We start from the raw sequence: 24050 nt of genomic DNA, 5'->3' as shown, positions 1-24050 counted from the left end.
TGGCGCGGCGCTCATTCCAGGCCCTCCTCGACCAGTTCCGCCGCGCGCAGCAATGCCCGCGCCTTGGCTTCGGTTTCCTTCCACTCGAGTTCGGGCACCGAGTCCGCGACCACGCCGGCTGCCGCCTGCACGTGCAGCATCTGGTCCTTCACGATGCCGGTGCGGATGGCGATCGCCACGTCCATGTCGCCGGCATAGCTGATGTAGCCGCAGGCGCCGCCGTAGAGCCCGCGCTTGGTCGGTTCGAGCTGGTCGATCAGCTCCATCGCGTGCACCTTCGGCGCACCGGTCAGCGTGCCGGCCGGGAAGGTCGCCTTGAGCACGTCGATGGCGGTCATGCCGTCCTTCAGCGTGCCTTCGACATTGCTCACGATGTGCATCACGTGGCTGTAGCGCTCGATGGCGAAGGCTTCCGTCACCTTCACGCTGCCGGTCTTGGCGATCCGGCCGATGTCGTTGCGCGCGAGGTCGATCAGCATCACGTGCTCGGCGCGTTCCTTGGGGTCGTTGATCAGCTCGACCTCCGCCGCCTTGTCGAGCTCGGGCGAGGCGCCGCGCGGGCGCGTGCCGGCCAGCGGGCGGATGGTGATCTTCTGCTCGTCCTCGCCGGTGCGCTCCTGGCGCACGAGAATCTCGGGCGAGGCGCCGACCACGTGGAAGTCGCCCAGGTCGTAGTAGTACATGTACGGCGACGGATTCAGCGAGCGCAGCGCGCGGTACAGCGAGAGCGGCGACTCCGTGTAGCGCTTGCTGATGCGCTGGCCCACCTGCACCTGCATGAAGTCGCCGGCCGCGATCAGTTCCTTGGCGCGCTCGACCGCCGCGAGGTAGTCGGCCTTGGCGAAGCTGCGCTGCGCCGGATGCGCCTGCGTCGGCGCGACGCGCGGCGCGCTCACCGAATACTTGAGCTGGTCGCGCAGCCCGCGCAGGCGGCGCTTGGCGTTGGCATAGGCCTCGGGCTGGCCCGGGTCCGCGTAGACGATCAGGTAGAGCTTGCCCGAGAGGTTGTCGATGACCGCCAGCTCCTCGCACTGCAGCAGCAGGATGTCGGGGCAGCCCAAGGTGTCGGGCGGGCAGCTCTTCTCCAGCTTCTTCTCGATGTGGCGCACGGTGTCGTAGCCGAAGTAGCCGGCCAGGCCGCCGCAGAAGCGCGGCAGGCCCGGACGCAGGGCGACCTTGAAGCGCTGTTGGTAAGCCGCGACGAAATCGAGGGGGTTGCCCTGGACTTTTTCCACGACTTTGCCGTCTGTTACGACCTCCGTGACGGCGTCGGAACCGAAGCCGCTCGCCCGCAAAAGCGTCCGCGCAGGGAGCCCGATGAAGCTGTAGCGGCCGAAGCGTTCGCCACCCACGACCGATTCGAGCAGGAAGCTGTTCTTGCCGCTTTCCTTGGTGTAGGCGAGCTTGAGATAGAGGGAAAGCGGTGTTTCGAGGTCGGCAAAGGCCTCGACCATCAGCGGGATGCGGTTGTAGCCCTGCGCGCTGAGGCTTTTGAATTCGAGTTCAGTGATCACGGGTGGGGTCTCCGTCGGCCAGCAGACGCTCCATGGTCGCTGGCGGGGTCATTCAGGGTGGCCGGTCAGGATGATGACCGAAGGCCGCGGGCGCACGGCGTGCGCCGTGCAATCAAACAGGCAACGTCGATGGCGTGCGCCAAGGCCAGGCTCCCCGGCTGCCTTGACCTGTCTGAATGACGTGATGAATGAACATGGAATGGGGAGTTTAGCCGAGGGACAGAGCATGTACTAAAAGATACATTCGGAACTTTTGGAGCCCACGGAGACTATTTGATGCCCCAGTTCGCCTTGCAGCGCGCAGTCGCGCTGTCCACCCTCGCCCTCGCGTCGCTCGCCGCGTCGGCCGCCCAGATCGACGTCGGCGGCGTGAAACTCGATGACGCCATCGACCTGCGTGGCAGCAAACTGCATCTCAACGGCGCGGGCGTGCGCTACAAGGCCGTCTTCAAGGTCTACACGGCGGGCCTGTACCTCGGCAACAAGGTGGGAAGCACCGAAGAAGTGCTCGGCGCGCCGGGCTCCAAGCGGATGACCATCACCATGCTGCGCGACATCGACGCCAACGAACTGGGCAAGCTCTTCACGCGTGGCGTGGAGGACAACTCGCCCAAGGGCGAGATGTCGCAGCTGATCCCGGGGTTGCTGCGGATGAGCCAGGTGTTCTCCGAGCAGAAGCAACTGAAGGGCGGCGACTCGTTCACCATCGACTGGCTGCCCGGCACCGGCACCGTGATCTCGGTGCGGGGCGTTCCGCAGGGCGATCCGATCAAGGAACAGGCCTTCTTCAACGCGCTCATGCGCATCTGGCTGGGTCCCGCTCCCGCCGATTGGAAGCTCAAGGACGCGTTGCTGGGGAGGTAGGGCTCGCCCCCAGGCTCGCTCACTTCGTGTAGCCGCCCGCCCCCTGTTCGCGAAGGGCCTGCTGGGCGGCCCTTGCTGTCATGACGATTGTCCAGGGTGGGCCAGGTCGGCCAGCGAATCGATGAAGCCGTCCGCGTCGACGTCGCGGATGGGCTCGCCGTGGTTGTAGCCGTAGCTGACGAGGACGACGGGACAGCCGGCGGCGCGGGCGGCCTGGGCGTCGTTGCTGGAGTCGCCGAGCATCAGGGTTCGCGCGGGGCGCGTGCCGAGGGCTTCGCAGGCTTTCAGCAGCGGCAGAGGATCGGGCTTCTTCTTGTCGAAGGCATCGCCGCCGTACATCACCTCGAAGAACTCCGCGAGGCCCTTGGAGGCCAGCAGCGGGCGCGCGAAAGCGGTGGGCTTGTTGGTGAGGCAGGCGAGCCGCAAGCCGCGGGCGCGCAGGGCGGTCAGGCCCTGCACGACGCCGGCGTAGACCTCGGCATGCTGCCCGTTGATGGCCAGGTAGTGATGCTGGTAGCGGGGCCACGCGCGATCGAACCAGGCCTCGCCGTCCTGCGCGGTGCCGCGCACGTGGCGCAGCACCGAATAGATGAGGTGCTCGGAGCCCTTGCCCACCATCGCCTCGACCGTGGCCGCATCGATATGCGGCAGGGCGAGTTCGTCGAGCATGTGGTTGAGGGCAACGACGAAGTCGCCGATGGTGTCGACCATCGTGCCGTCGAGATCGACGATCGCGGCGTCGAAGTTTGAAAGATCCAGGGGCATCCCCCGAGGATAAGCCGCACCGACCGACGCCGGCGCGCGGACCTCAGGCCTCGGTGAGCGACTGGGCCGCGACCACCGCTTCGGTGCGGTTGCGCACGTTCAGCGCCCGGAAGATCGCTGCCAGGTGGATCTTGACCGTGCCTTCGCTGATGCCGAGCGCGCGCCCGATGAGCTTGTTGGGCTTGCCCTGCGACAGCAGTTGCAGCACCTCGACCTGGCGCTCGGTCAGCACATTGCGAAGGTGCTCCAGCGTCTGCGCGGAGGCAGCGGCCGAGCCGCGGTGCGCATCGGCGGCGGCACTGGCATTGGGAATGCCGGCGATCACGCCGGGCGGCAGTGCCGCGAGCATCATCGGCGGCACGTAGACGCCGCCCGCCAGCACCAGCCGCACCGCGGACAGCATGACCTCGGGCGAGTACGCCTTCGGGATGAAGCCGAGCACGCCGCGTTCGAGCGCGCTGCGCATGACGGAGGGGTCCTCGTAGCCCGACAGCACGATGACCGGCACCGCCGGATGCCGGCGGCGGATCTCGTCGATGTGGGCCTGGCCTTCAGCGCCAGGCATGTTCAGGTCGATCACGGCCAGGTCGATGTCGTCGGATGCACCGGCGAGCAGTTCGTCGACGCTCATTGCCAGAACGAACTCGATGTCGGCTTCGAGCTCCGACAGTTTGGCCTTGACCGCCTCGATGACGAGCCGGTGGTCGTCGGCGACCAGGATTTTCATGGCTTACCCCAGCGTCAGAAGTGACTCAGCAGGTTGAAGATACCGGCGAACGCACCGCACATCAAGCAGAAGCGCTCCCCGAACGACATAGCTCCCAAGCGGTATGGCGCGCGCCCGCGCGCGTGGAAAGAATCGATTCCATATCCAAGAAACGACAGGGGGACAAGCATGTGCCATCGAAGAAGGCGCACACACGGGACTCCCGTCGCCACTGAAGCATAGCCGCGAGCGATGCATGGCTCCCCGCATGCTCGACTGCTTCTCCGCGCTGCTGTCGTTCGGCCTCGCGCTGGACGCATCGATCGCCGCCGGCCGGGTCAGCGACTCGTGCGAGGCGGCACAGCGCAAGGCCCGCGCACTGCTCGACGAAGCGCGCGCCGCGGCCCGCAAGCTGGGCAGGCCGGCCGACAAGGTGGAGTCGGCCCTGTTCGCGATGGTCGCCTGGTTCGACGAGATCCTGGCGCGCCACCCCGGTTGCACCGATGCAGTGGCGCCCTTGCAGGTCGCGCTCTTCAACTCGCACAACGCGCAGACCGAGTTCTTCCATCACCTCTCGGCGCTGCAGGCCGGCGACGAGGAAGTCCGCGAGGTCTACTGGCATGCGCTGGTGCTCGGGTTCAAGGGCCAGTACTACTTCGAGAGCGGTGAAGGCGGGGAGCTCGGCAAGCTCAAGGACCTGCACGGGCAGCAGCTCGCGGTGCGACCCGTCGCGATCGAGACGCTCGCGCAGGACCGCATCACGCCGCAGCCCTACGGCGTGCCTGATCCGCCGGGACCGCGCGATCCCCAGTGGCGTCAGCGCGCCCTGTTGCGCACCGGCGGCGCGCTGGCGCTGCTGGTCCCGCTGGCCTATCTGCTGTGGTTCCTGCTGACGCGGCCGGGCGAACCGCAGCCCACGCTGGTGCAGCGCGTCGAGCAGCAGTTCCAGACCTTTGGCTGCTCCGACCTTGCCGTGACCGCGGCCAAGGACGGCGAAGTCCGCGTGAGCGGCTTCGTCTCGCGCCCCGAGGAGGTCGCCAGCGTCGAGCGCGCGGTGAGGGCCGTTCCGGGCGTCGGCACCGTGCGCTTCGACCTCCAGTTGCGCGTGTGGCCGCATTGCGAGGTCGTGGCGATCCTCAAGCCCTACCAGGCGCGCAACCTGGACAAGAAGCTCGGCCTGAAAGTCGCCGCCACCTCCGCGCGCGATGGCCGGCTTCGCGAAGGCGACCCGGTGCGCATCCAGGTCACGAACGCCAATGCCGAGGGCTATCTCTGGGTCGACTACTACACGGCGGATGGCGCGGTGATGCACCTCAATGCCGGCAAGTTGCAGCCCCGCATGCGCGCCGGCGAGACGCTCGAACTCGGCCGCGATATTCCTGCGAGCTGGCTGGTCGCGCCGCCTTTCGGCACCGTGCTGCTCACCGCGCTGTCGTCGCCGATTCCATTCAGCGAGCCCGCGGAAAGGCCGCCCTTCGAACTCGCCTCGGCCTATCTCCAGCGGCTGCGGGAGTCGCTGGCCGTCAGCGAGTTCGGCGCGCGAGTGATCGCCGACTTCGCGTTTCTCGAGACCGTCCCGCGTTGACGATGACCGCCATGACGCAACTGCCCGCCCACTTCTGGCCCTTGCTGGCGCTGTGCCTGCTGGCCTTCCTGAGCCTGTGGTGGTTCGTGCTGGGGTCGAGCCGTTCGGCGCGCCGGCGCATGCTGCGCCTGCGGATCGCGGCGCTGGGCCAGGAGAAGGAAGCGCCGTCGAGACCCGGCGAGTTGCAGCAATCCCTCGCCCAGGCACGCCAGGCGCTCCTGCATGCGCCCGCACCGCCCGTCGTGCGCAATCCCCTCTATGCGATTCCGTGGTTCGTCTTCATCGGCGATGCATCGGCCAATGTCGCGGGCCTGCTCGACGCCGCGGTCGGCTCATCGTCATCGGCACCGTATGCCGAGCGCGACGACGCCTTCTGGCACTGGCGCGGCCTGCCCTCGATGATCGCCATCGAGACGAGCCCCGCGGCGCTCGGCGATCCCGGGGACCCGCACGAACGAAGCCTCTGGTACCGCGCCTTGCTGGAGCTCGCGGAGCGCCGCGAGCGCCTGCCGCTCAACGGCATCGTGGTGTGCGTGGGCGCCTCCACCCTGCTCGGCGGCGCCGCCGAGAGAGAGGCCGTCGCGATGCGCTTGCGCACGCTGGTCCACGAAGCGGCGGAGCACCTGGGACTGCTCCTGCCGGTCTATTTCTTCGTGACCGGCCTGGAGCAACTGAACGGCTACGACGTCGTGCGCGCCGCCCTGCCCGACGAAGTGCTCGCGCAAGCCCTCGGTCACCGCCTGTCCCTCGACGCGGCGCCGCGCATCGGGGCCGGCGCCGAACTCGACGCGCTGTTCGGCGAGATCACGCAGCGTCTCCACGCGCTGCGCATGACACTGCTCCGTGGCGAGCGGGACCCGATTCGCCGGCAGGCCATCCATGTCTTCGTGGAGGAGGTCCGTTCGCTGCAACAAGGTCTGCGCGGGGTGACGCACCGCATCTTCGGCAACGGTCACGGTCCGCACTCGCCGCGCTGGCGCGGCCTCTACCTTACCGCCGCGCCGCACGAAGGCCGTGGCGGCGCCTTCGTGCGCGATCTGTTCGAGCGCTTCCTGCCGGCCGACCAGCCCCTCGCGCGCTCTCGAAACCCGGGTGGCTTGAGCGACAGCTACTTCGGCTCGACGCAGGTGTGAGGCCGATGGGGCCGGGCGCCCCTCATTCGTCGTCACGCACGCGGAACTGGCCCATCAGCGTCTGCTGCACCGCGGGCGGCACCGCCTCGTAGTGGGACAGCGCGATCGTGTAGCGCCCCTGGCCGCTCGTCATGGCGTTCAGGCGCGACTGATAGCTCGACAACTCGGACATCGGCACCTGGCCGCGAATGACCACGGAGCCCGCCGCCATGTTCGACGTGCCGGTGACGAGCCCGCGCCGCGACGAGAGGTCGCCGGTGACGTCGCCGATCGAGCCGTCGGGCGCAGCGATCTCGATTTCCACGATGGGCTCCAGCACGATCGCGCGAGCCTCGCGGATCGCGGCCATGAAGGCCTTGCGGCCCGCCGTGGCGAAAGCGATGTCCTTGCTGTCCACGCTGTGGTGCTTGCCGTCGTGCACCACCACGCGCACATCGACCACCGGGTAGCCCGCGATCGCACCGGTCACCAGCACCTCGCGCACGCCCTTCTCGACCGCCGGTATGAACTGGCCCGGGATCGTCCCGCCCTTGACCGAATCCACGAACTCGAAGCCAGCGCCGCGCGCCAGCGGTTCGATGCGCAGGAAGACCTCGCCGAACTGCCCGGCCCCGCCCGTCTGCTTCTTGTGGCGGTGATGGCCCTCGGCCGGGATGGTGACGGTCTCGCGGTAGGCGATGCGCGGCGGTCGCGTGTTGACTTCGAAGCGGTACACCTCGCGCAGTCTTTCGAGCAGCATGCGCAAGTGCAGTTCGCCCAGCCCGTAGACCACCGACTCGTTGGTCGTGGCCACGTGCTCTACCCTCAGGCATGGGTCTTCACCCACCAGCTTGCCGAGGATCTCCCACATGCGCTGCTCGTCGCCGTGCCGCTTGGGCTCGATGGCCAGCCCGTGCACCGGAATCGGAAAATCCAGCGGCGCGAGATGCACGTGGTCGTCCTCGGCGGCGTCGTGCAGCACGGAGTCGAAGCGGATGTCGTCGACCTTCGCCACCGCCACGATGTCGCCCGGCAGCGCACGCGGCACCTCCACGTGGTCCTTGCCCTGCAGCATGAACAGGTGGCCGACCTTGAAGGGTTTGCGGCCATCGCCGATATAGAGCTGGCTGTCGCGCGTGACCGTGCCCTGGTGCACCCGGAAAATGCCCAGCTTGCCGACATAGGGGTCCACCGTGACCTTGAACACGTGCGCCAGCACGTGCTTCGACGGGTCGGGCGTGGCCTGCATCGGCTTGGCCGCCGCGCCCTCGCCCACCAGGAAGTCCGGCGGGTTGGCTTCGGTGGGGTCGGGCAGCAGCTTGACGATCACGTCCAGCAGTTCCGCCACGCCGGCCCCCGTGCGCGCCGAGACGAAACAGACCGGAATCAGGTGGCCTTCGCGCAGAGCCTGTTCGAGCGGCGCGTGCAGTTCGCCGGGATCGACGTCGCCGTCGTTGAGATAGCGGTCGACAAAAGCCGCATCGACCTCCACCACTTGCTCGACCAGCGCGCGGTGGGCCGCATCGACGCCGCCGATGTCGCACTGCCCCTCGCGGTTGAAGAAGCAGTCGACGACGCGCGCGCCTGCGTCGCCGGGCAGGTTCAGGGGCAGGCATTCGCGGCCGAAGGTGGCCTGGATCTGCTCCAGCAGGCCTGCGAGATCGACACCCTGCGCGTCGATCTTGTTCACGATGATCATGCGGGTGAGGTGCCGCGAGGCGGCGTACTCCATCATGCGCACGGCCATCGGCTCGATGCCGGTGCTGGCATTGACGACGATCGCCGCCGTTTCCACCGCCTCCAGGGCCGGCAGGCTCTGGCCGAGGAAATCGGGGCCGCCGGGGGTGTCGATGAAATGGATCCGCGTGTCGGCGTGCGTCAGGTGCATCACCGAGGCATTGAGCGAATGCTGCATGCGTCGCTCGAGCGGATCATGGTCGCTCACGGTGCTGCCGCGTTCGATGCTGCCCGGCGCACCGATGGCGCCCGACTTGTGCAGCAGCGCTTCAGCAAGGGTGGTCTTGCCCGAGGCTGACGCCCCGACGAGCGCCAGCGTTCTCACCGCTTCCATTTCGGCCGCGAGGCCGTTCGATCGGCTTGCCATGGGTGGTCTCCTTGACGGGCGAATGAGGGTACGGGATTGACCGCCCCGGCGCAAGCCGACGCCTTTGCCGGACAATGACGGCGGTATGCGCACGCAATTCATGGCCGTCAAGATTCCGGTCGCCAAGGACGATGACGACCGCCTCCACCTCCGGGAAGACAAGATCGACCAGGCGCTCCGGAGCAAGAGCCTCGGATCGGTGCTCGGCTGGGGAGACTCTCTCGGCGAAGCTTCTCCCGGCGGCCAGCGCCCGGTGGCCTACACGCGGGTCGACCTCGACGTCGTGGATGTCGGCGCCGCCCGCACGGAACTGCAGGCCGCCCTCGTGGCGATCGGCGTACCCGCCGGCACCGAGATCCACTACGGCATCGAAGGCATCAGCCTGGCGGACATCTACACACCGCCCGGCTGGCAACTCGGACAGCCGGTGGTCCGCCGGCCGCAGCGGCCGCGGGGACGCACGCGCTAGAACCTAGCCGAGCCAGATCGCAACAGCCGTGTAGTTGTCGTACCCGGGCCTGGCGCGCGCCTTGACCTCGGCGTCGATCTTCTCGATCCATTGGTCCGGGCTGCGCGACGTCTGCAGCGCGCCGCGCAGAGATGCATCGCCCAGCACTTCCCAGATGCCGTCGCTGCACAGCAGCAATGCATCGCCGGCGGCGAGCGGCATGCGCTCGGACACCGCGATCTCCAGCATGCCGTCCGCATCGCCCAGGGCCGACAGCAGCAGGTTGCGCTGCGGATGCAGGCGAGCGCCTTCCTCGTCGAGGATGCCGCCGGCAACCATCTGCTGCACCAGGCTGTGGTCGACGGTGCGCGCCTCCAGCGCGCCGCCTCGGAACAGGTAGGCACGGCTGTCGCCGCTGTGGGCCCAGGCAAGTTCCTGGTCGCGCAGGTCGAGCGCAGCCATCACCAGGGTGGAGCGCATGTTCGCCAGGATGCCGCCCTCGGCCTGGCGCGTGACCACATCGCGGTTGGCCTGCTCGAGCAGACGGCGCAGGCAGGCGTTGTCGAGCCCCGGCGCCGCGGCGAAGCCGTCGAGCACGCTGGCGCGCGCGGTCGCAGCGGCCACGTCGCCGCCGCCGTGCCCGCCTGCGCCATCGGCCACCAGGCAGGCGACGAAGCGGCCGTCGCTCCATTGCCCGAACACGTCTTCGTTGTAGGGCCGGCCGCCCTTCTTCGACAAGGTGACGATCTCGATGTCCACTGAAGCCCCCTCACTTCATATGAATATGGTGCCGCTCTGCAGCAGCCACCATCCCGCCGCGATCGCGACGAGCGCCGCGATGGCGGCCGCCGCGATAAGGCGGTTCTTGTGGGTGGAGACAGGCGGCGCCGGGGCCGCCGCCTTGACGCCGCCTTTCGCCTTGGCAGCCATCGGCCGCTTCGTCGCCGGCACCGCTGCCAGCCCGAGTGCCTCGCGCAGCGCCGCCATCGACTGTGGCCGCGCTTCGGGCCGCACGGCGAGCCCCGCATCGATGGCCGCGAGCAGCCGCGGGCTGTAGTGCTGCAGCAGGGCCTCGTTGGTCGCGAGCGGCACATAGGCGTCGCTCAGCAGCCGCGCCACGGAGGGCGGCGGGGCCCGGCCGCACACCGCGACGTGCATCAGCGCCGCCAGCGCATACACGTCCGTCCACGCGCCCTGCGCCATGCCCGGCATGTCGGCGTACTGCTCGATGGGCGCATAGCCGGGCTTCAGGATGACGGTGATGGTCTGCGTCTTGTCGCTGATCACGCGCCTCGCCGCACCGAAGTCGAGCACCACCGGCCGGCCGGAGCCTTCGAGCAGGATGATGTTGTCGGGCGCGATGTCGCGGTGGTAGCACTGGGCCGCATGCATCACGGCCAGCGCCTGCGTCACGCCGTCCATCATGCGCAGCAGCCAGGCCTCCTCGACACCGCCCGGCGTGGCGGCCAGCACCTGCCGCAGCGTGTCGCCACGATAGAACGGCATGACCATATAAGTGGTGCCGCGCTCCTGCCACGACCGGTAGACCTTGAGCAGCGAAGGATGGTCGAACTGGGCCAGCAGGCGCGCCTCCTTGATGAAGCTGCGCATGCCGAGATCGAAGGTTTCGCGATGCCGCTCGGACAGCGGCACGACCGCGCCGTCCAACTGGCGCGCCGACAGCAGGGAGGGGAGGTACTCCTTGATCGCCACCACTCTTTCGAGCGTGGGGTCCCAGGCCTCGTAGACCACGCCGAAACCGCCCTGCCCGACGATGCGGGTCACCTCGAATTCGGCGAGCCGGCTGCCCACCGGCAGGCGGCCGGCTTCGACGTTGTCCATCGCCCTGCGCACGGTCGGCGCGACCGTGGGGGCATCGCTGGCCTTGGCATTCACGACGGCTCCAGACCTTGCGCCGAGGCGCCCGGCGGGTAGCCGAAGAGCGCCTCGAACTGGTCGTCCTGCGGCAGGGCCTGGCTGGCCATGCCGAGCCCGCCTTCCGCCCTTGGATCGGTGAACCACAGGGACTGGCCGACGACCGGCAGCGCGAGCGCGGCCCCGCTGTCCTGGTCCGCGACTCGCACCGCCTGGTTCGCGAACAGTTGGTGCAGCAGCACTTCGAAGGCGATGGCATCGAGGTTCCTGTCCAGCCCCTCCCGTGCGGCCTGGATCGCGACGCCCCACCATTGCCGAACGTCGGCCAGCGCCTCGCCCTTGAGTTCGGAGCGAGGAGCGACGAGTTCCTGCGTCAGCGTGAAGGGAAAGCAGCGCCCCTCGCCGTCGACCGAAGGCATCATCACGCCGACCCACGATGGCCCGCCGATGACGCCGTTGCCGAGCACGAAGCACCAGATCGGCGCTTCGAGATAGCGCTCGGTCCAGTCCTGGTGGGTGACGCGCAGGCGCGCCAGGCCGTGGCGCAACCAGCGCTCCCAGGCGTCGCGGAAATCATCGGGCAGGCGGCGATGCGCGAAGTCGGCCATGCCGGGCAGCTTGCCGAACCAGCCCGGCGCCGCGTCGGAAACGACAGGAGACGACTCGGCGCTCACATGACCTCCGACAAGCCTGATGGAAACATCCAGTTTCCGGCGCGCGGAGGCGCTCGCAAATCTGGCGAATGGCCTAGGACGGAGCGCGCAAAGGGCCTACGCCCGCATGCTGCGAAGCAGCAAGGCGCCTACTTCGCGCACTCCGGCGCGATCGTGTCCAGCGTCGTCGCCAGTTGCTCGACCAGGCGGTCGCTGTAGGTCTTGTCGGGGTGCACGAAATCCATCAGATCCGCGGGGCCATCGAAACGCACCGCGCCCCAATCTGCGAAAGCGACGTTCTGCTCGGCGGCGTAGTTCTTGAGGAGCGCGTCGTAGAGGTCCCGCTCGGTCACATCCTGCTGGCTCAGCAGGCCGCCCACTGCCTGGCGAGCGAAGCCCGTGAGCACCGGCACCCGGCCTTCGGCGCGAAGCTGCGAAATCATGGCGCTGTACGTGCTCAAGAACAGTGGAACGGGAATGCCCTGCCAGGAATCGATGACGCCGTTCTCGATGACCACGTAACGCGCGGTGCGCGGGGCGCCGTCGAAAGTCGGCGCCAGCATGGTGAGCATGGTGCCTGCCACCGCGTGGTCGGCCGTCACCTGCAGGTTGGGGCGAAGGCGCTGGAGCGTCATCGCGGGCGTTTCCTCGGTGCCGTTGCCCGCCATGATCGAATCGCCGTAGAGCTCGACGGTGCAACCCAGGACCTTCGTCGGCGCGGCTGCACCCTCCTGCTTGGTGTCGGTCGCCGGCTTCGAGACGGCTGCTGCGACGGAGCCGGTGTCAGCGCCTCCTTCGCCTCCTCCGCCGCCTCCGCAGGCCGTCAACACGGCCGCGAACAAGATGCTGATGGCCGTTTTCTGGCTCGAATGCTTCAACTGAATGCCTCTTTGGACTAGCTAATGGAAAACTGGGGGTGCGCGGAGGCATGCGCCCAAGGCGCTGCCGCGCAAGGCGCGTGATGGATCAGCAGAGGGGGAGGCGCAGCGTGATGCCCAGGCTGCCCAGCGGCGAAGGTGCCGCGTAGATGCGCCCCTGGTGCTCGCCCGCGATCCGGGCGCACAGCGCGACGCCTGCGAGCGGGAGCGCGTCGCGCCCATGCCGCCGGTTGCTTCTGAAGGCGGACGCCTCGTTGAAGCAGCGCCCGAGACGCCGCTCATGGGCTTCCGGCACGAGATCCATGAAGTTGACGACGGCATGCGGCCCGTCCGCGCGGACCAGCATTTGCAGCGTGCCGCCGGACGGCATCACGCGGCAGGCCAGGTCGACGACCTGGGCGAGCAGCACCCGCAGGCCCGATGGGTCCAGACGCACGTGCAACGGACGGGCGCAAGGCCTCAGCTCCATCGACATACCGGCAGCGCGCAAGCGCTCGCCCAGCGACTCGGACTCCTCGTGCATCACCTGGCAGATGTCTGCCCTGCTGCGGGCGCCCGCTGTCCAGGCGATCGCGGCCGCCTCATCGGGCGACCCGGTGTCCGAGGCCGTGGCACGTTTCCTCAGGAGCCGCCAGAAAACGGCGATCAAGAGCACGGCGACGATCGCCGCGCCAATTCGAACTGGATACATCCCGACGACTCAGAGTTGTTCGCGCAGGTAGCCGGCGATGCGCCGCGCGAGCGCGCGGGTCGCGGCGTCGTAGCCTTCGGTCAGGTCGCCCGCCTGGTCCGCCAGGGTGACGATGCACGGATAGCGGTGCCTCGCGTCGGCCGGGACGCTCCATGCGGTGTCGCCCGACGCGTCGGCGCCGTAGTAGAAGTGACCTCCGGTCAGCCAACCGGGCGCGTCCGGGCTGGCCAGAAGGTACGCGGACGCGTTCATCTTCGGCTCGTAACTCTCCGACCATGCCGAGGACGAGAGGCCCACGCCGCTGAACGCGACATGCAGGACCGCATCGCGCGTCGGCAGCGATCCATAGTCGACCGTGTCCTGCTGGCCCGGCTGGCGAGGGACATCCGCGAGCACGGCAACCTCGAAACCGCTCGCCGCCAGTTCCTGCACGAGCGCGTCGGTCAGCTTCGCCCCAAGCGTCTGGCGAATCGCTTCCATCTGCCGGTCCAAGCGGCGGCCTGTCCGGCGGTCGCCGATCGCCTGGAAGCCTGAAGTGGGGCCGAACGGCGCAGTCAGGGTCCTGTTTTCGACATGGAGGTCGCTGGGGGGCGCAACCTCGATCACGGCAATCCTGCGAATCGGTGTCCTTGGGGGCCGCCCGTCCGGTCCAGGCGGGGCTGCCGCTGCGCTTGCCGCGGAGAACGGCATGAACACCTTCAGCGCCTGAAGCTTGTTTCTTGTTTTGATTTTTCTTCCTCGTACCGCTGAGCTACCTGCACTTCACGAAGAAGTAACAGTGTTTAACAATGTTATTGATTGTAACTATACGGCTTTGCAGGAACGCCGGCCGCAAGCTGAACAGAACCTGATCGCGGGGCGTGCGTCGGCCATCAGCCTCGGTTTCCGTGACAAATCTCACACACTAATTCCCCGTTCTTGGACGGGAATCGGCGGAGCCGGCAATCAGCGGGTGCTGTTTCGCAACGCCGCGACCTGCTCGGCGTACTGGCTTTCGACCCTTTGAAGCCTCGCCTCGCGCGCGGCTTCGTTCACCCAGCGCGCGTTCAGGGCGCTCTGCCGGGCGAGCTGGTATTCGAGGAGGGCGGCCGGCAACAAGGCCTCGTTGTTCGCGGCGACGTAGCCGAGGCCCGCCCGCAGGGACTTCAGCGCCTCGCGCTCGCCGTCGGCGCGCGGGCCGGTCCCCTGGCCGTATTGCACCAGGAAGAGCTGGGCCTTCTTCTGGACGGCGTGCGGAACGCCCTGGCGCACCACGATCTGTGCGGGCGGGGTGGGCGCGGACCGCCAGATGACCTGCAGGCGGTCCGCCTCGAGCGGGAACTGCTGCCGGAAGCGCTCGAAGTCGGTGGTGTTGTTGGTCGCCACGTCCGCATCGCCGTTCGCCACCGCCAGCGCCGTCAACTGGTGGGTACCGATGATCTCGCCGCGGAAACGCGTCTCCATCTCGATGCGGTGGGGCAGGAAGAGCTGGACCTGCGGCAGGATGAAGCCCGACACCGAGCGGCTGTCACCGCGCGCCAGCCGCCATTGCTCCGGGCGCGCCAGCAGGGCGTCGAGGCTGTCGAGCGGGCCGGCCTTGCGCACGAGCAGGATGGCGCGATGCTCGGGCTCGCCCGCATGCCGCTTCACCTGGGCCAGCACGCTCATGCCGCGCCGGGAGACGGCGTCGAGCGCCATCTTGGCGGACAAGAGCGCGATATCCACCTCGTTGCGCTGGATGGCCTGTTCGAGGGATTCGTAGCTGGTCACCGACAGCGCGGCGACCGGTCGCCCGAGCGCGCGGCTCATGTCGGCAAGCACCGGCGCCCACTTGTCGCGCGATTCGACGGCGCCGCCGATGGGCAGCACGCCGAAGCGCAGCGGAACCGGCGAAGCCGGCGCGGCGGCACGGCCGGTCTGCGCCGGGACGGCCCGCCAGCCGAACGCGGCCGCGAGCACGATCAGCCGCCGCCTCAGCACGGATTCAAGGCGCACCGTCGCGCAGCGCCGCCTGCTGGTCGGCGTACGTGGTCTCGATGCGCTGCAGGCGGGCCTGCCGCGCCGCTTCGTTCACCCACTGCGAGGTCATCGCGCTTTGCCGCGCGAGCTGGTAGGCCAGCCTGGCTGCCGGCATCAGCGAGCTGTTGTCGGCGGCGACGAAACCGGCCAGGTCGTGCAGCGACTTCAGCACGGCGCGCTCGCCGTCGCTGCGCGGGCCCTTGCCTCGGGCGTACTCCACGAGAAACGCCTGCACCTGCTTCTGGAAGGCCGGGCCGTAGTCGCGCCGCATCACGATCTGGGCATGCGGGATCAGCTCGGATTCCCAGATCACCTGCAGCCGGTCGGCCTCGGCCGGAAACTGGAGCTTGAAGCGCTCGAAATCGGCGGTGTTGTTGGTCGCCACGTCGGCCTCGCCGTTGGCCACGGCCAGCGCCGTCACCTGATGCGTGCCGACGAGCTCGCTGCGAAAGCGCGTCTCCATCGCGATGTGATTGGGCAGGAAGAGCTGCAACTGCGGCACGATGAAACCCGACACCGAGCGGCTCTCGCCGCGCGCCAGGCGCCATTTCTCCGGCTCGGCGAGCAGGCTCTTCAAGGAGTTGTAAGGGCCCGTCTTTCGCGCCAGCAGCAGGGCGCGGTAGCCGGGCAGGCCGTCGTGGCGGGTGACCTGCGCCACCACCTTCATGCGGCGCAGCGTCACCGCATCGAGCGCCATCTTGCCGGACAGGAAGGCCATGTCGACCTGGTCGCGCTGGATCGCCTGCTCCAGCGCCTCGTACGAGGTGACCGAGAGCATGGTCACCGGGCGGCCGATGGCGCGGCTCATGTCGGCGAGGAGGGGCTCCCAGTCGTTGCGCGATTCGAAGGCGCCGCCCAGCGGAAGGATTCCGAAGCGAAGGGTCCCGGCGCCGACCGTGCTGGAGGCGCCGGCGGTCTGCGCCGTGGCCACCACCTGACAGCCGAGAAGCAATGCCAGCGCGCCGCGCACCGCCAGTCCCCACGCGCACCGCGCCATCGCCCGCCAGCGCCCGGGCCGGATCGCGAAAGGAAGGAGGGAAGCGCCGGAAGCGCGGTGGACAGGAGCCAGCATCCTTTTTTGAAGCGCGTCTGCCAGGAGGCTTATTGGCCCGGGCTGGTCAAACGAGTACTGTCGAGAACACAATTAGAAACCAACTTCAACAATCGTCGTGTCGTTTTTCTCCACCCATGTACTTCGGTCGGTAACGCATCGGCAGGGCCGCTGACCGATCGCACACCGTGTCCATGAACCGGCCCTTCCGCGCCCTTCGCCAACTGGTGCGTCTGACGCTGGCCCAGCAACTCGTCCTGCTGGCCCTGCTGCCGGCGATGGTCGCGACGATGGGCACGATCGCGGTGCTCACGCGGCAGCACCTGGCGAACGTGACCGAACTCATGCGCGCCAACGCACAGACCGTGGCGCTGCAAGTGGCGACGGTGGCGCAGGCCCAGATCCAGCACATGGACCGCCGGGCGCTGCAGCGCACCGCTCAGTCGGGCAGTTACCAGCCGCATGTGCAGCAGGTGCAGATCTGGTCGGACGACGGCGAGATCGTCGCCAACTCGGAGACGACGGACCGCCAGCGTGGCGAGGGCCTGCAGGTGGTGGCGCCGATCATCGGCGACGACGGCAAGCACACGGGCAAGGTGATGGTGGAGATGAGCCTCGACGCCGTGAGCAATGCCAAGAAGGCGGTCTGGTTCAACGTCGTGCTGGTGCTCGGCGCGAGTCTCGTGGGGGTCGGGCTGGCCGGCTGGTGGGCGGCGCGGCGCATCAGCGCACCGATCCGCGCGCTGGGCGAGGCGGTCGACCGGCTCGGCGCCGGCGAGGACGCGCAGGTGAAAGTCCAGGGCACGGCCGAAGTGCGGCGCCTGCAGGACGGCTTCAACCAGGCGGCGCGCGCGCTGTCGGAAAGCCGCAACCTGCTGGAAAGCCGCATCGTCCACGCCACCGCCGAACTCGCGAGCAAGAACCAGCAGCTCGAAGTCGCGAGCCAGGCCAAGACGCGGCTGCTGGCCGCCGCGAGCCACGACCTGCGGCAGCCGCTGCATGCGCTGACGCTGTTTTCCGACGGCCTGGCCAATGGCGAGACCGATCCGGCGCGCCTGCAGCGCATCGGCCACATCCGCGAGTGCGTCGAATCGCTCGACCGGCTGTTCACCGAGCTGCTCAACCTGTCGCAACTCGATGCGGGCGTGCTGCAGCCGCAGTGGGCGGACTTCGCGCTCGACACCCTCTTCGACGAGATCAGCCGCAACTTCCGCGCAGTGGCCGAGCAGCAGAACCTGCGGCTGGTGGTGCGCAAGACCGACGTCTGGGTGCGCTGCGACTACGTGATGCTGTCGCGCATCCTGAACAACCTGGTGTCCAACTCGCTGCGCCACACCGCCGAAGGCGGCGTGCTGGTCGGCGCGCGGCGGCGAGGCAAGGGCATCCGCATCGATGTCTGGGACACCGGCGTCGGCATCGCGGCGCATCACCAGGCGCGGGTGTTCGAGGAGTTCTATCAAGTGGAGCCGCACGGCCGCCAAGGCCGCGATGCGCGCGGCATGGGCCTCGGGCTGGCCACGGTGCAGCGGCTGGCCGCGCTGCTGAACACGCGCGTCGACCTCAGTTCGCGCCTTCACAAGGGCACCTGCGTGCGGGTGACGGTGCGTGGCACCGAGCCCGTGATCGGCCTGCCGCCGCAGCCCATGACCCTGCCCGGCGCCCTGCTCGACGACCACGGCAGCCTGCGCAATGTCCGCGTGCTGGTGATCGACGACGAGCGCACCATCCTCGAAGGGCTGCAGGTCGTGCTCACGAACTGGGGCGCCGAGGTGATGGCCGCGCAGACCCGCGGCGAGGCGCTGGCCCTCGCCGACGCCTGGAGCCGACCGCCCGACGTGGTCGTCAGCGACCTCCTGCTGCAGGGCGGCGACAACGGCCTGGACGTGCTCGCAGCGCTGGAGCGCCATCCGAACGGCATCGGCCCCGGCACCGCCCGCCTGCTCGTGACCGGCGAGACCAAGCCCGACCGCCTGCGCGAAGTGGCGAGCGCGGGCGTGTCGGTGCTCTACAAGCCGGTCTCGCCGAAGATCCTTCGGCAGGCCATCCAGGCCCAACTCGCCGCCGTCCGGGAGCCGGCCCTGTAGGGGATACGACCTCTGACATAGGCCGACAGGCTGCGGCTTCGGCCGCTGCCCTACGGCAACGGGACCGCCCGCTTGCCGACATAAGCCCTCTGCCTTATCGCGCCGCGCAGGCCGCATCCGTACATTGGGTTCTGTCACCCACTGCGGATGCAGTCCATGTTTGCCAACCGATTTCTTCCACTGCTTCGAAGGCAATGCGCCACCCTGGCGATGGGCCTGGCTTGCGCAGTGCTGCCCGGCACCGGCGCGGCGGCGGTGATCAGGGTGCTCATGGCGGACGAAAACGCAGCCCACACGGAATTCGTTCGCCAACTGCGCGAGACGCAGGAAGCGGGCAGCAGCCTGGAACTGATCCACGTCGCTGCCGGCCGGCCGTCCGGCGAGAGCGTCGAGGAGGACCACTCGGCCGGCATGCGCACGCGCGGCGTCAGGCTCGCGCCGACGGACACCCCGATCACGATGGCGGTCGGCGTGGACGCGTCGAGGACGGCGATCGAGCGGCCCGGGCAGGACCCGCTGGTGCTCGCGATGCTGAGCCGGCTCGACTACGAAAGCCTCAAGGACAACCCCGCCCTGCGGCGCCCCGACCGCTGGATCGGCGTGTTGCTGCGCGAGCCCGCCATGGCCGACCAGATCACGCTGATCGATGCCGTCATGCCGCAGCGGCGCAGGCTGGGCGTGGTGGTCACCGCCGAGTCGGAACCGATGATCCGCGAGCTGCGGCGCGCCGCGAACGGCTGGGACCTGCAGGTCGAATACGCGACCGATGCCAAGGCGCTGGCCGCCGCGCTGCGGCGGCTCGTGCCGCGCAGCGATGCATTGATGGTGCTGCCCGACCTGATCGGCGACAGCCAGCCTGCGACGCTCGCCGTGCTGCGCGCCGGTGCCAGCGCCGGCCTGCCGGTGTTCGGCACGAGCGACGGCCTGGTCCGCTCCGGGGGACTCGCGGCAGCGGTGTCCACGCCGGCGCAACTGGCGCAGCAGGCGCGGCTGCTCGGCCTGAAACTGGCCTCCAACACCGCCGCGGGCGGCCTGCTGGTCGAATGCGCAACGCCCTCGACCGTGCGCGTCAACCCCACGGTGGCGCGCGGCCTGGGCATGCGGCTGCCTGAAGAACGAGAACTCACGGAGCGGGTCACCGCGATTCGATGACCGCCCCGACACATCGCCTGATCGCGCCTGCCGTTGCGGCGGTGCGACCGACCCAACCGCCGGCAGCCGCCGACGACCGCGCCCTCGTGGTCGGCGGGAGCCTGCAGCGCGACCTGTTCCGCCTGGGTGTGGTGCCGTGCGCGGCGGTGGCCCTGGCGCTCACCGGCTGGTTCACCAACAGCCGGCTCGACACGCTCGAAGCCGCCTTCGACGCCGAAGGCCAGGCCGTCGCCCGCCAGGTGGCTGCGATGTCCGACCTGAGCCTCTATGCGGGCGACCTGCCCGCGCTGCAGAACGTCGCCAATGCTGCGCTGCGGGGCGGACAGGTCACGCGCGTCGAGATCAGCAACAGCGCCGGCGTCTTCGTGACGGCCGGCCCGAAGACCGCACCGCTCGCCAAGCTGCGCATGTTCACCGCGCCGGTCACGCTGCGCGAAGCCTCGCGCGCCATGGCTTTCGCGCCGGCAGGCTCCACCGCGGCCGGCGAAACGCCCATCGGCCTGGTGCAGACCTTCCGCGACACCACCGCCTACGATCGCGAACGCACGCGCTCGCTGATGGCCGGCATCGGCATCGCGATGATCGCCCTGCTGGTCGCCTGGGCCTGGGTGCGCCATACCGCACGTGCCGTCGCCCAGCCGCTGCGCCGCATCTCGCGCGCCGTGGCCGCCCTGCAGGCGGGCCAGTTCGATGCGCGCTGCAATGTCGTCACGCTGGCCGGGGACGACGGCGACGCCGAACCGGGCGCACGACGCGCCCAGCACGAGCTCGCGAACCTCGCGCACGACATCAACCGCCTGGCCGAGCGCCTGCAGCGCAACCGCCAGATCAGCGAGGAGCGGGTGTGCGAAGCCACCGCCGTGGCGCTGCAGCGAATGGCGGAGGCCGAGCAGGCCGCGTTGTCCCGCGCCCGCTTCCTGGCTGCCGCGAGCCACGACCTGCGCCAGCCGCTGCATGCGATGGGCCTCTTCATCGACGGCCTGCTGCCCACCGCGAGCCCGGCGCAGCGCCCCGCCGTGATGCGCCTGCAGGAGGCCACGGAGTTCATGACCCTGCTGCTCGACGACCTGCTGGAAATCTCGCGGCTCGATGCGCAGGTGCTGACGCCCACCATCTCGGGCGTTTCGCTGGCGACCGTGTTCGACCAGCTCGACGCCCAGCACGCCGCACCGGCCGCCGCCGCGCGCGTTCGCCTGCTTTGGGAAGATCGCGGCCTGGCGGTGCGCACCGACGCCGCGCTGCTGCTGCGCATCATCGGCAACCTGGTCAGCAACGCCATCCGCCACACGCCGGCGGACGGCACGGTGCTGGTGACGGCGCGCCACAGCGGCGACTCCATCCGCATCGAGGTGCGCGACAACGGCGTCGGCATCGCGCCCATCCACCAGGCGCGCATCTTCGAGGAGTTCTACCAGGTCGCGAACACCGAGCGGGACCGTCGCCAGGGCTTCGGCCTCGGCCTGGCGATCTGCGCGCGGATCGCCACGCTCCTCGGCACGCGCATCACCCTTCGCTCCGCGCTGCAGGCGGGCAGCACCTTCGCGATCGAGCTGCCGGCGGCCCATCCGCGCGAGGTGGCGCCGCCCGCGCCGGAGCCGGTGGCGACGGCACCGCTGGCTGGCGTGCGCTGCCTCGTCGTCGACGACGACCCGGCCATCCTCCACGGCAGCCGCACCTTGCTCGAACAATGGGGCTGCCAGGTCGAATGCGCGCCCAGCCGTGCGGAGGCGCTGATCCGGCTCGGTGATGCCGGCTCGCACTTCGACGTGGTGCTGTGCGACCTGCAACTGGCCGGCGACGACGACGGCATGGAAGTCATCGACGCCACGCGCCGGCTCCAGCCCGACGCGTTGGCCGTGCTGGTGTCGGGCGCCACCGGGCCCGAGATCCTGCAGCGCCTGCGCCAGGGCGGCGTGATGCTGCTCACCAAGCCGGTCGCGCCGGCCAAGCTGCGCGCGCTGCTGTCGACCCGGCGGGTCGCGGTTCCGGCCTGAAGGGGCGTCTTCAGTTCACCACGCCGAGGTGAAGGAAGCCGGCGGTGTTCACGTTGCCTCGGGCGCCGACCATGGCTTCGAGCTTGCCCATGCGCATGAAGAAGAAGCCGCCGGGGCCGGCGGAACCGCGCATGCCGAGCGGGCCGATCGCGCCCATGTCATGCAGCGCGAAGTCCGCCGAGGTCTGGGTGCCGGTCTCCGGGGTCGTCGACGTGATCGAGAAGCTCGTCGCAGAAGCGACGACGGTGTCCATGGTGCCGCCCGTCGATCCGCCGACCCCCTTGAATGCGCTCCAGCTCGACGCTTCGGGAAAGCCGATCGAGAAGACCCAGGTGCCCGCGACGGAGTTCGGCGACGAGCCTGCCGAAAGGTACACGTTCTCGCCCTCGACGCGGCCGATCGCGAACCGGCCCTGGAAGGTGCCGTCCGAGCCGGTCAGGTTCCACATGCCGGCCTCGGCGTCGGCGGTGATCGCGCTGACGCTGACGGATGCAACGGGGCACTTCTCCACGCGGTAGATCCCGCTGTCCACGCATTGCGTCATCGTCGTGCCGCCGCCGGAAATGCGGACCTGGCCGATGAAGGAGTCGCGTCCTGTGGGCGTCGAATCGACACGGAAGCGGTTGTACACGCCGTCCAGGTTCGCCTGCGCGGTCACGAGAGCGCGCGAGGCGATGAAGGGGTACGGGGCGTAGCTCACCGGGTTCGAGTTCGGCACCGCCAGCGGCACTGAGCCGACGACCGTGTCATTGAAGGCGAACAGCCCGGACGTGTTCGCCTGCGTGGTGATTCGGCCGCTCCGGACGCCATAGCGGGCCGTCGGCGCCGCGGGCTTGTCCAGCGTGCCCGAGCTCGATCCGCCGGCGTTGTCCGTCACGGTGTAGGTGAGCTGGTCGAAGTCGATCTTGAGCGATTGGCGGGTGCCGTTGGCGGCGAAGAACTTGAAGTCGCCATTTCGGGCGTCCGGCGCAGGCTTCACGTCGCTGCCGCCACCGGACACCGGCGGCAGGGCGCTGCCGCCCCCTCCGCCGCCGCCGCCACAACCCGCCAGGCCAGCCATCAAAACCGCGGCCACCAAGGCCCTCTTCAGATCCTTCATTCAAGCCCTCGCATTTCGTTGTGTGACATCCGAGCGACAGCCGCCCGAAATTTCTCGGCCGAAATGTAGCCTAAACGGATCATTTATGTATCAAGATGTACCTTTATCCCCAAAAAGGGGGGTGTCCGGACCAGCAGCCGTTGCTAGGATTCCACATCTTTTGGAACGGCGGACGCAGCGCACAGGAAGGACGAGGCGGACAAATGGAACCGATGCACTGGCAGTACATGGGCGCGCTCGGCGGCGTGATCGGCATCGGCTGGCTGGTCGTGGTGCCGATGTACCGGGGCTGGAGTCACCTCAACGAAAAGATGACGGGCAGCGTGGAGCAGAGCATCCGCACGGTGGCCGAATGCGAAGGCCGCACGGTCGCGTCCACGGCGACAGTGCCGGGCAAATAGGAACCCGGCAAGACCTCAGGCGGACGCCTGCCCCGCCACCAGCGCGAAGCGCACGGCCTGGGGCTCGACCGCGACCTCATAGCCCAGTCCGTCGGCCAGCGACTGCAGCGCGATGGCATCGATCGCCAACGCGCGTGGCGCCCGGTGCGCGCCGGCCACCGGATCGGCCGCCGACGGCTCGCCCGGCGTGGCCGAGAAGCGCAACCCGTCCGCGCCCTGCGCCTCGACATCGATCGCGCCCACATTCGGCACGCAATCGTGCAGGTAGCCCAGCGCGCCGAGGAACATGTAGCGCAAGGCCGCCGCCGCCGGAAAGTTCGGCTCTCCCTCCTCGGGCGACAGGTCTTCGCCGACGTGGAGTGCGACGCCGTTCAGATCGAAGGCCACGCGCATCAGCCCCGTGCACTGCGCGACGAGCGCGCTGCGGGTGATGCCGTCGTCGTGCGTGGCGAGTTCCCAGTCGCGCAGCGAGCGAACGCCGCTGGCGAGGGCATTGACCTGGTTTTCGATCATCGCGACCCGCTCCGCCCACGCCGGCGCATCGGGATTCTCAGCGGCAGTCACCTGGCGCTTCAGCAGCAGGATGCCCATGCGGATGACCGACACCGGCGCGGCCATGTCATGCCGCAACGCCGGCAGCGCACGCGTCAGCAACTCGTGCCGCACGCCGGCCGCCATCCAACTGCGCGCGCCGGGTGAAGCCTTCATCGGGCAGCGGCCCGCGTCAGGATGCGTTCGAGGACTTCGAAGTCGATCGGCTTTTGCAGGTGGTGGTCGAACAGTCCGGCGCCGCCGCTGGCGTCCTCCGCCGAGTAGCCCGAGATCGCCACCAGCAGCGGCGGTTCGCCCCGTGCGCTGGCGCGAAGTTGCCGCGCCACTTCGGTGCCCGGGAAGTCCGGCAGCGTGAGGTCCACGAGTGCAGCATCGAAGACTTCGCCCGCGGCAACATCCAGGGCCTGCTGACCGGTGTAGGTACAGCGCGCCGTGTGGTCCTGCAGCACGAGGAGCTCCTGCAGCAGATCCGCCGCGGCCTCGTTGTCGTCAACGATCAGAACGTTCACTTCCAAATCTCCCTG

General features: G+C 68.9%; 23 protein-coding genes. 8 read left to right on the top strand and 15 right to left on the bottom strand.

The window, feature by feature from the left end; genetic code table 11:
• Positions 1-11 precede the first annotated feature (11 nt).
• Positions 12-1514 (bottom strand): anthranilate synthase component I, encoded by a 1503-nt coding sequence (trpE, locus tag QTH97_RS29180; RefSeq protein ID WP_286572066.1) that lies wholly within the window; start codon positions 1512-1514, stop codon positions 12-14.
• Between the two features lie 276 nt (positions 1515-1790).
• Here trpE and QTH97_RS29175 point away from each other — a divergent pair, with 276 nt between their 5' ends.
• The gene (locus QTH97_RS29175; RefSeq protein WP_286572065.1) at positions 1791-2378 is read left to right on the top strand and encodes a chalcone isomerase family protein; all 588 of its coding nucleotides are present in this window, start codon (positions 1791-1793) and stop codon (positions 2376-2378) included.
• Between the two features lie 78 nt (positions 2379-2456).
• Here the strand turns inward: QTH97_RS29175 and QTH97_RS29170 are convergent, their stop codons facing one another.
• Both QTH97_RS29170 and QTH97_RS29165 read right to left on the bottom strand, forming a co-directional pair.
• On the bottom strand, positions 2457-3143 hold the full coding sequence (locus tag QTH97_RS29170) for a phosphoglycolate phosphatase (RefSeq protein ID WP_286572064.1): 687 nt from the start codon (positions 3141-3143) through the stop codon (positions 2457-2459).
• 43 nt (positions 3144-3186) lie between these two features.
• Positions 3187-3870, bottom strand: coding sequence for a response regulator transcription factor (locus QTH97_RS29165; RefSeq protein ID WP_286572063.1), 684 nt, complete (start codon positions 3868-3870; stop codon positions 3187-3189).
• A gap of 235 nt (positions 3871-4105) precedes the next feature.
• On the opposite strand from QTH97_RS29165, the gene QTH97_RS29160 reads away from it, so the two are divergent.
• Positions 4106-5434: a DotU family type IV/VI secretion system protein gene (locus QTH97_RS29160; protein ID WP_286572062.1), complete on the top strand. Its 1329-nt coding sequence runs from the start codon at positions 4106-4108 to the stop codon at positions 5432-5434.
• An 11-nt stretch (positions 5435-5445) separates the two neighbouring features.
• A complete protein-coding gene (locus QTH97_RS29155) occupies positions 5446-6567 on the top strand; it encodes a type VI secretion system protein (protein ID WP_286572061.1) in 1122 nt (373 codons plus the stop codon).
• 22 nt (positions 6568-6589) lie between these two features.
• Here QTH97_RS29155 and fusA read toward each other — a convergent pair whose 3' ends face one another.
• Positions 6590-8650: an elongation factor G gene (gene fusA / locus QTH97_RS29150; RefSeq protein WP_286572060.1), complete on the bottom strand. Its 2061-nt coding sequence runs from the start codon at positions 8648-8650 to the stop codon at positions 6590-6592.
• Between the two features lie 85 nt (positions 8651-8735).
• On the opposite strand from fusA, the gene QTH97_RS29145 reads away from it, so the two are divergent.
• The gene (locus QTH97_RS29145) at positions 8736-9119 is read left to right on the top strand and encodes a hypothetical protein (protein ID WP_286572059.1); all 384 of its coding nucleotides are present in this window, start codon (positions 8736-8738) and stop codon (positions 9117-9119) included.
• Positions 9120-9122: 3 nt separating this feature from the next.
• Here the strand turns inward: QTH97_RS29145 and QTH97_RS29140 are convergent, their stop codons facing one another.
• The 8 genes from QTH97_RS29140 to phnD (QTH97_RS29105) all read right to left on the bottom strand — a co-directional run bounded on the left by QTH97_RS29140 (position 9123) and on the right by phnD (QTH97_RS29105) (position 16190).
• Positions 9123-9857 carry a PP2C family protein-serine/threonine phosphatase gene (locus QTH97_RS29140; protein WP_286572058.1) on the bottom strand — a complete coding sequence of 245 codons (735 nt, stop codon included), beginning with the start codon at positions 9855-9857 and terminating at the stop codon, positions 9123-9125.
• Between the two features lie 15 nt (positions 9858-9872).
• Positions 9873-10994, bottom strand: a complete 1122-nt coding sequence (locus QTH97_RS29135) for a serine/threonine-protein kinase (protein ID WP_286572057.1) — start codon at positions 10992-10994, stop codon at positions 9873-9875.
• Positions 10991-11647: a type VI secretion system-associated protein TagF gene (gene tagF, locus QTH97_RS29130; protein WP_286572056.1), complete on the bottom strand. Its 657-nt coding sequence runs from the start codon at positions 11645-11647 to the stop codon at positions 10991-10993. The genes QTH97_RS29135 and tagF overlap by 4 nt, the downstream gene beginning before the upstream one ends.
• 128 nt (positions 11648-11775) lie before the next feature.
• Positions 11776-12504: an SGNH/GDSL hydrolase family protein gene (locus QTH97_RS29125; protein ID WP_286572054.1), complete on the bottom strand. Its 729-nt coding sequence runs from the start codon at positions 12502-12504 to the stop codon at positions 11776-11778.
• A gap of 88 nt (positions 12505-12592) precedes the next feature.
• Complete coding sequence (locus QTH97_RS29120; RefSeq protein WP_286572053.1) at positions 12593-13195, bottom strand: sensor histidine kinase; 603 nt, start codon at positions 13193-13195, stop codon at positions 12593-12595.
• A gap of 9 nt (positions 13196-13204) precedes the next feature.
• Positions 13205-13801 carry a hypothetical protein gene (locus tag QTH97_RS29115; RefSeq protein ID WP_286572052.1) on the bottom strand — a complete coding sequence of 199 codons (597 nt, stop codon included), beginning with the start codon at positions 13799-13801 and terminating at the stop codon, positions 13205-13207.
• Between the two features lie 339 nt (positions 13802-14140).
• Positions 14141-15169, bottom strand: a complete 1029-nt coding sequence (gene phnD / locus QTH97_RS29110) for a phosphate/phosphite/phosphonate ABC transporter substrate-binding protein (protein WP_286572051.1) — start codon at positions 15167-15169, stop codon at positions 14141-14143.
• Positions 15159-16190 (bottom strand): phosphate/phosphite/phosphonate ABC transporter substrate-binding protein, encoded by a 1032-nt coding sequence (gene phnD / locus QTH97_RS29105; RefSeq protein ID WP_444813483.1) that lies wholly within the window; start codon positions 16188-16190, stop codon positions 15159-15161. The genes phnD (QTH97_RS29110) and phnD (QTH97_RS29105) overlap by 11 nt, the downstream gene beginning before the upstream one ends.
• Before the next feature lie 248 nt (positions 16191-16438).
• Between phnD (QTH97_RS29105) and QTH97_RS29100 the strand changes: the two genes are divergently transcribed.
• From QTH97_RS29100 to QTH97_RS29090, 3 genes are all read left to right on the top strand, one after another.
• A complete protein-coding gene (locus tag QTH97_RS29100; RefSeq protein WP_286572049.1) occupies positions 16439-18328 on the top strand; it encodes an ATP-binding response regulator in 1890 nt (629 codons plus the stop codon).
• A 156-nt stretch (positions 18329-18484) separates the two neighbouring features.
• Positions 18485-19480, top strand: a complete 996-nt coding sequence (locus QTH97_RS29095; RefSeq protein ID WP_286572048.1) for an ABC transporter substrate-binding protein — start codon at positions 18485-18487, stop codon at positions 19478-19480.
• Positions 19477-21474, top strand: a complete 1998-nt coding sequence (locus QTH97_RS29090) for an ATP-binding response regulator (protein WP_286572046.1) — start codon at positions 19477-19479, stop codon at positions 21472-21474. Before QTH97_RS29095 ends, QTH97_RS29090 begins: the two co-directional genes overlap by 4 nt.
• Before the next feature lie 10 nt (positions 21475-21484).
• On the opposite strand, the gene QTH97_RS29085 is transcribed toward QTH97_RS29090, so the two are convergent.
• Complete coding sequence (locus tag QTH97_RS29085; protein WP_286572045.1) at positions 21485-22573, bottom strand: hypothetical protein; 1089 nt, start codon at positions 22571-22573, stop codon at positions 21485-21487.
• 203 nt (positions 22574-22776) lie between these two features.
• Here QTH97_RS29085 and QTH97_RS29080 point away from each other — a divergent pair, with 203 nt between their 5' ends.
• Positions 22777-22974 carry a hypothetical protein gene (locus QTH97_RS29080; protein ID WP_286572043.1) on the top strand — a complete coding sequence of 66 codons (198 nt, stop codon included), beginning with the start codon at positions 22777-22779 and terminating at the stop codon, positions 22972-22974.
• 15 nt (positions 22975-22989) lie between these two features.
• Here QTH97_RS29080 and QTH97_RS29075 read toward each other — a convergent pair whose 3' ends face one another.
• Positions 22990-23682 carry a hypothetical protein gene (locus QTH97_RS29075; RefSeq protein WP_286572042.1) on the bottom strand — a complete coding sequence of 231 codons (693 nt, stop codon included), beginning with the start codon at positions 23680-23682 and terminating at the stop codon, positions 22990-22992.
• Positions 23679-24035: a response regulator gene (locus tag QTH97_RS29070; protein WP_286572041.1), complete on the bottom strand. Its 357-nt coding sequence runs from the start codon at positions 24033-24035 to the stop codon at positions 23679-23681. The genes QTH97_RS29075 and QTH97_RS29070 overlap by 4 nt, the downstream gene beginning before the upstream one ends.
• Positions 24036-24050: the final 15 nt, after the last annotated feature.

The organism is Variovorax gracilis, assembly GCF_030317115.1.
GTDB classification, from domain to species: Bacteria; Pseudomonadota; Gammaproteobacteria; order Burkholderiales; family Burkholderiaceae_C; genus Variovorax; species Variovorax gracilis.
This window is presented reverse-complemented; position numbering and strand designations above follow the sequence as displayed.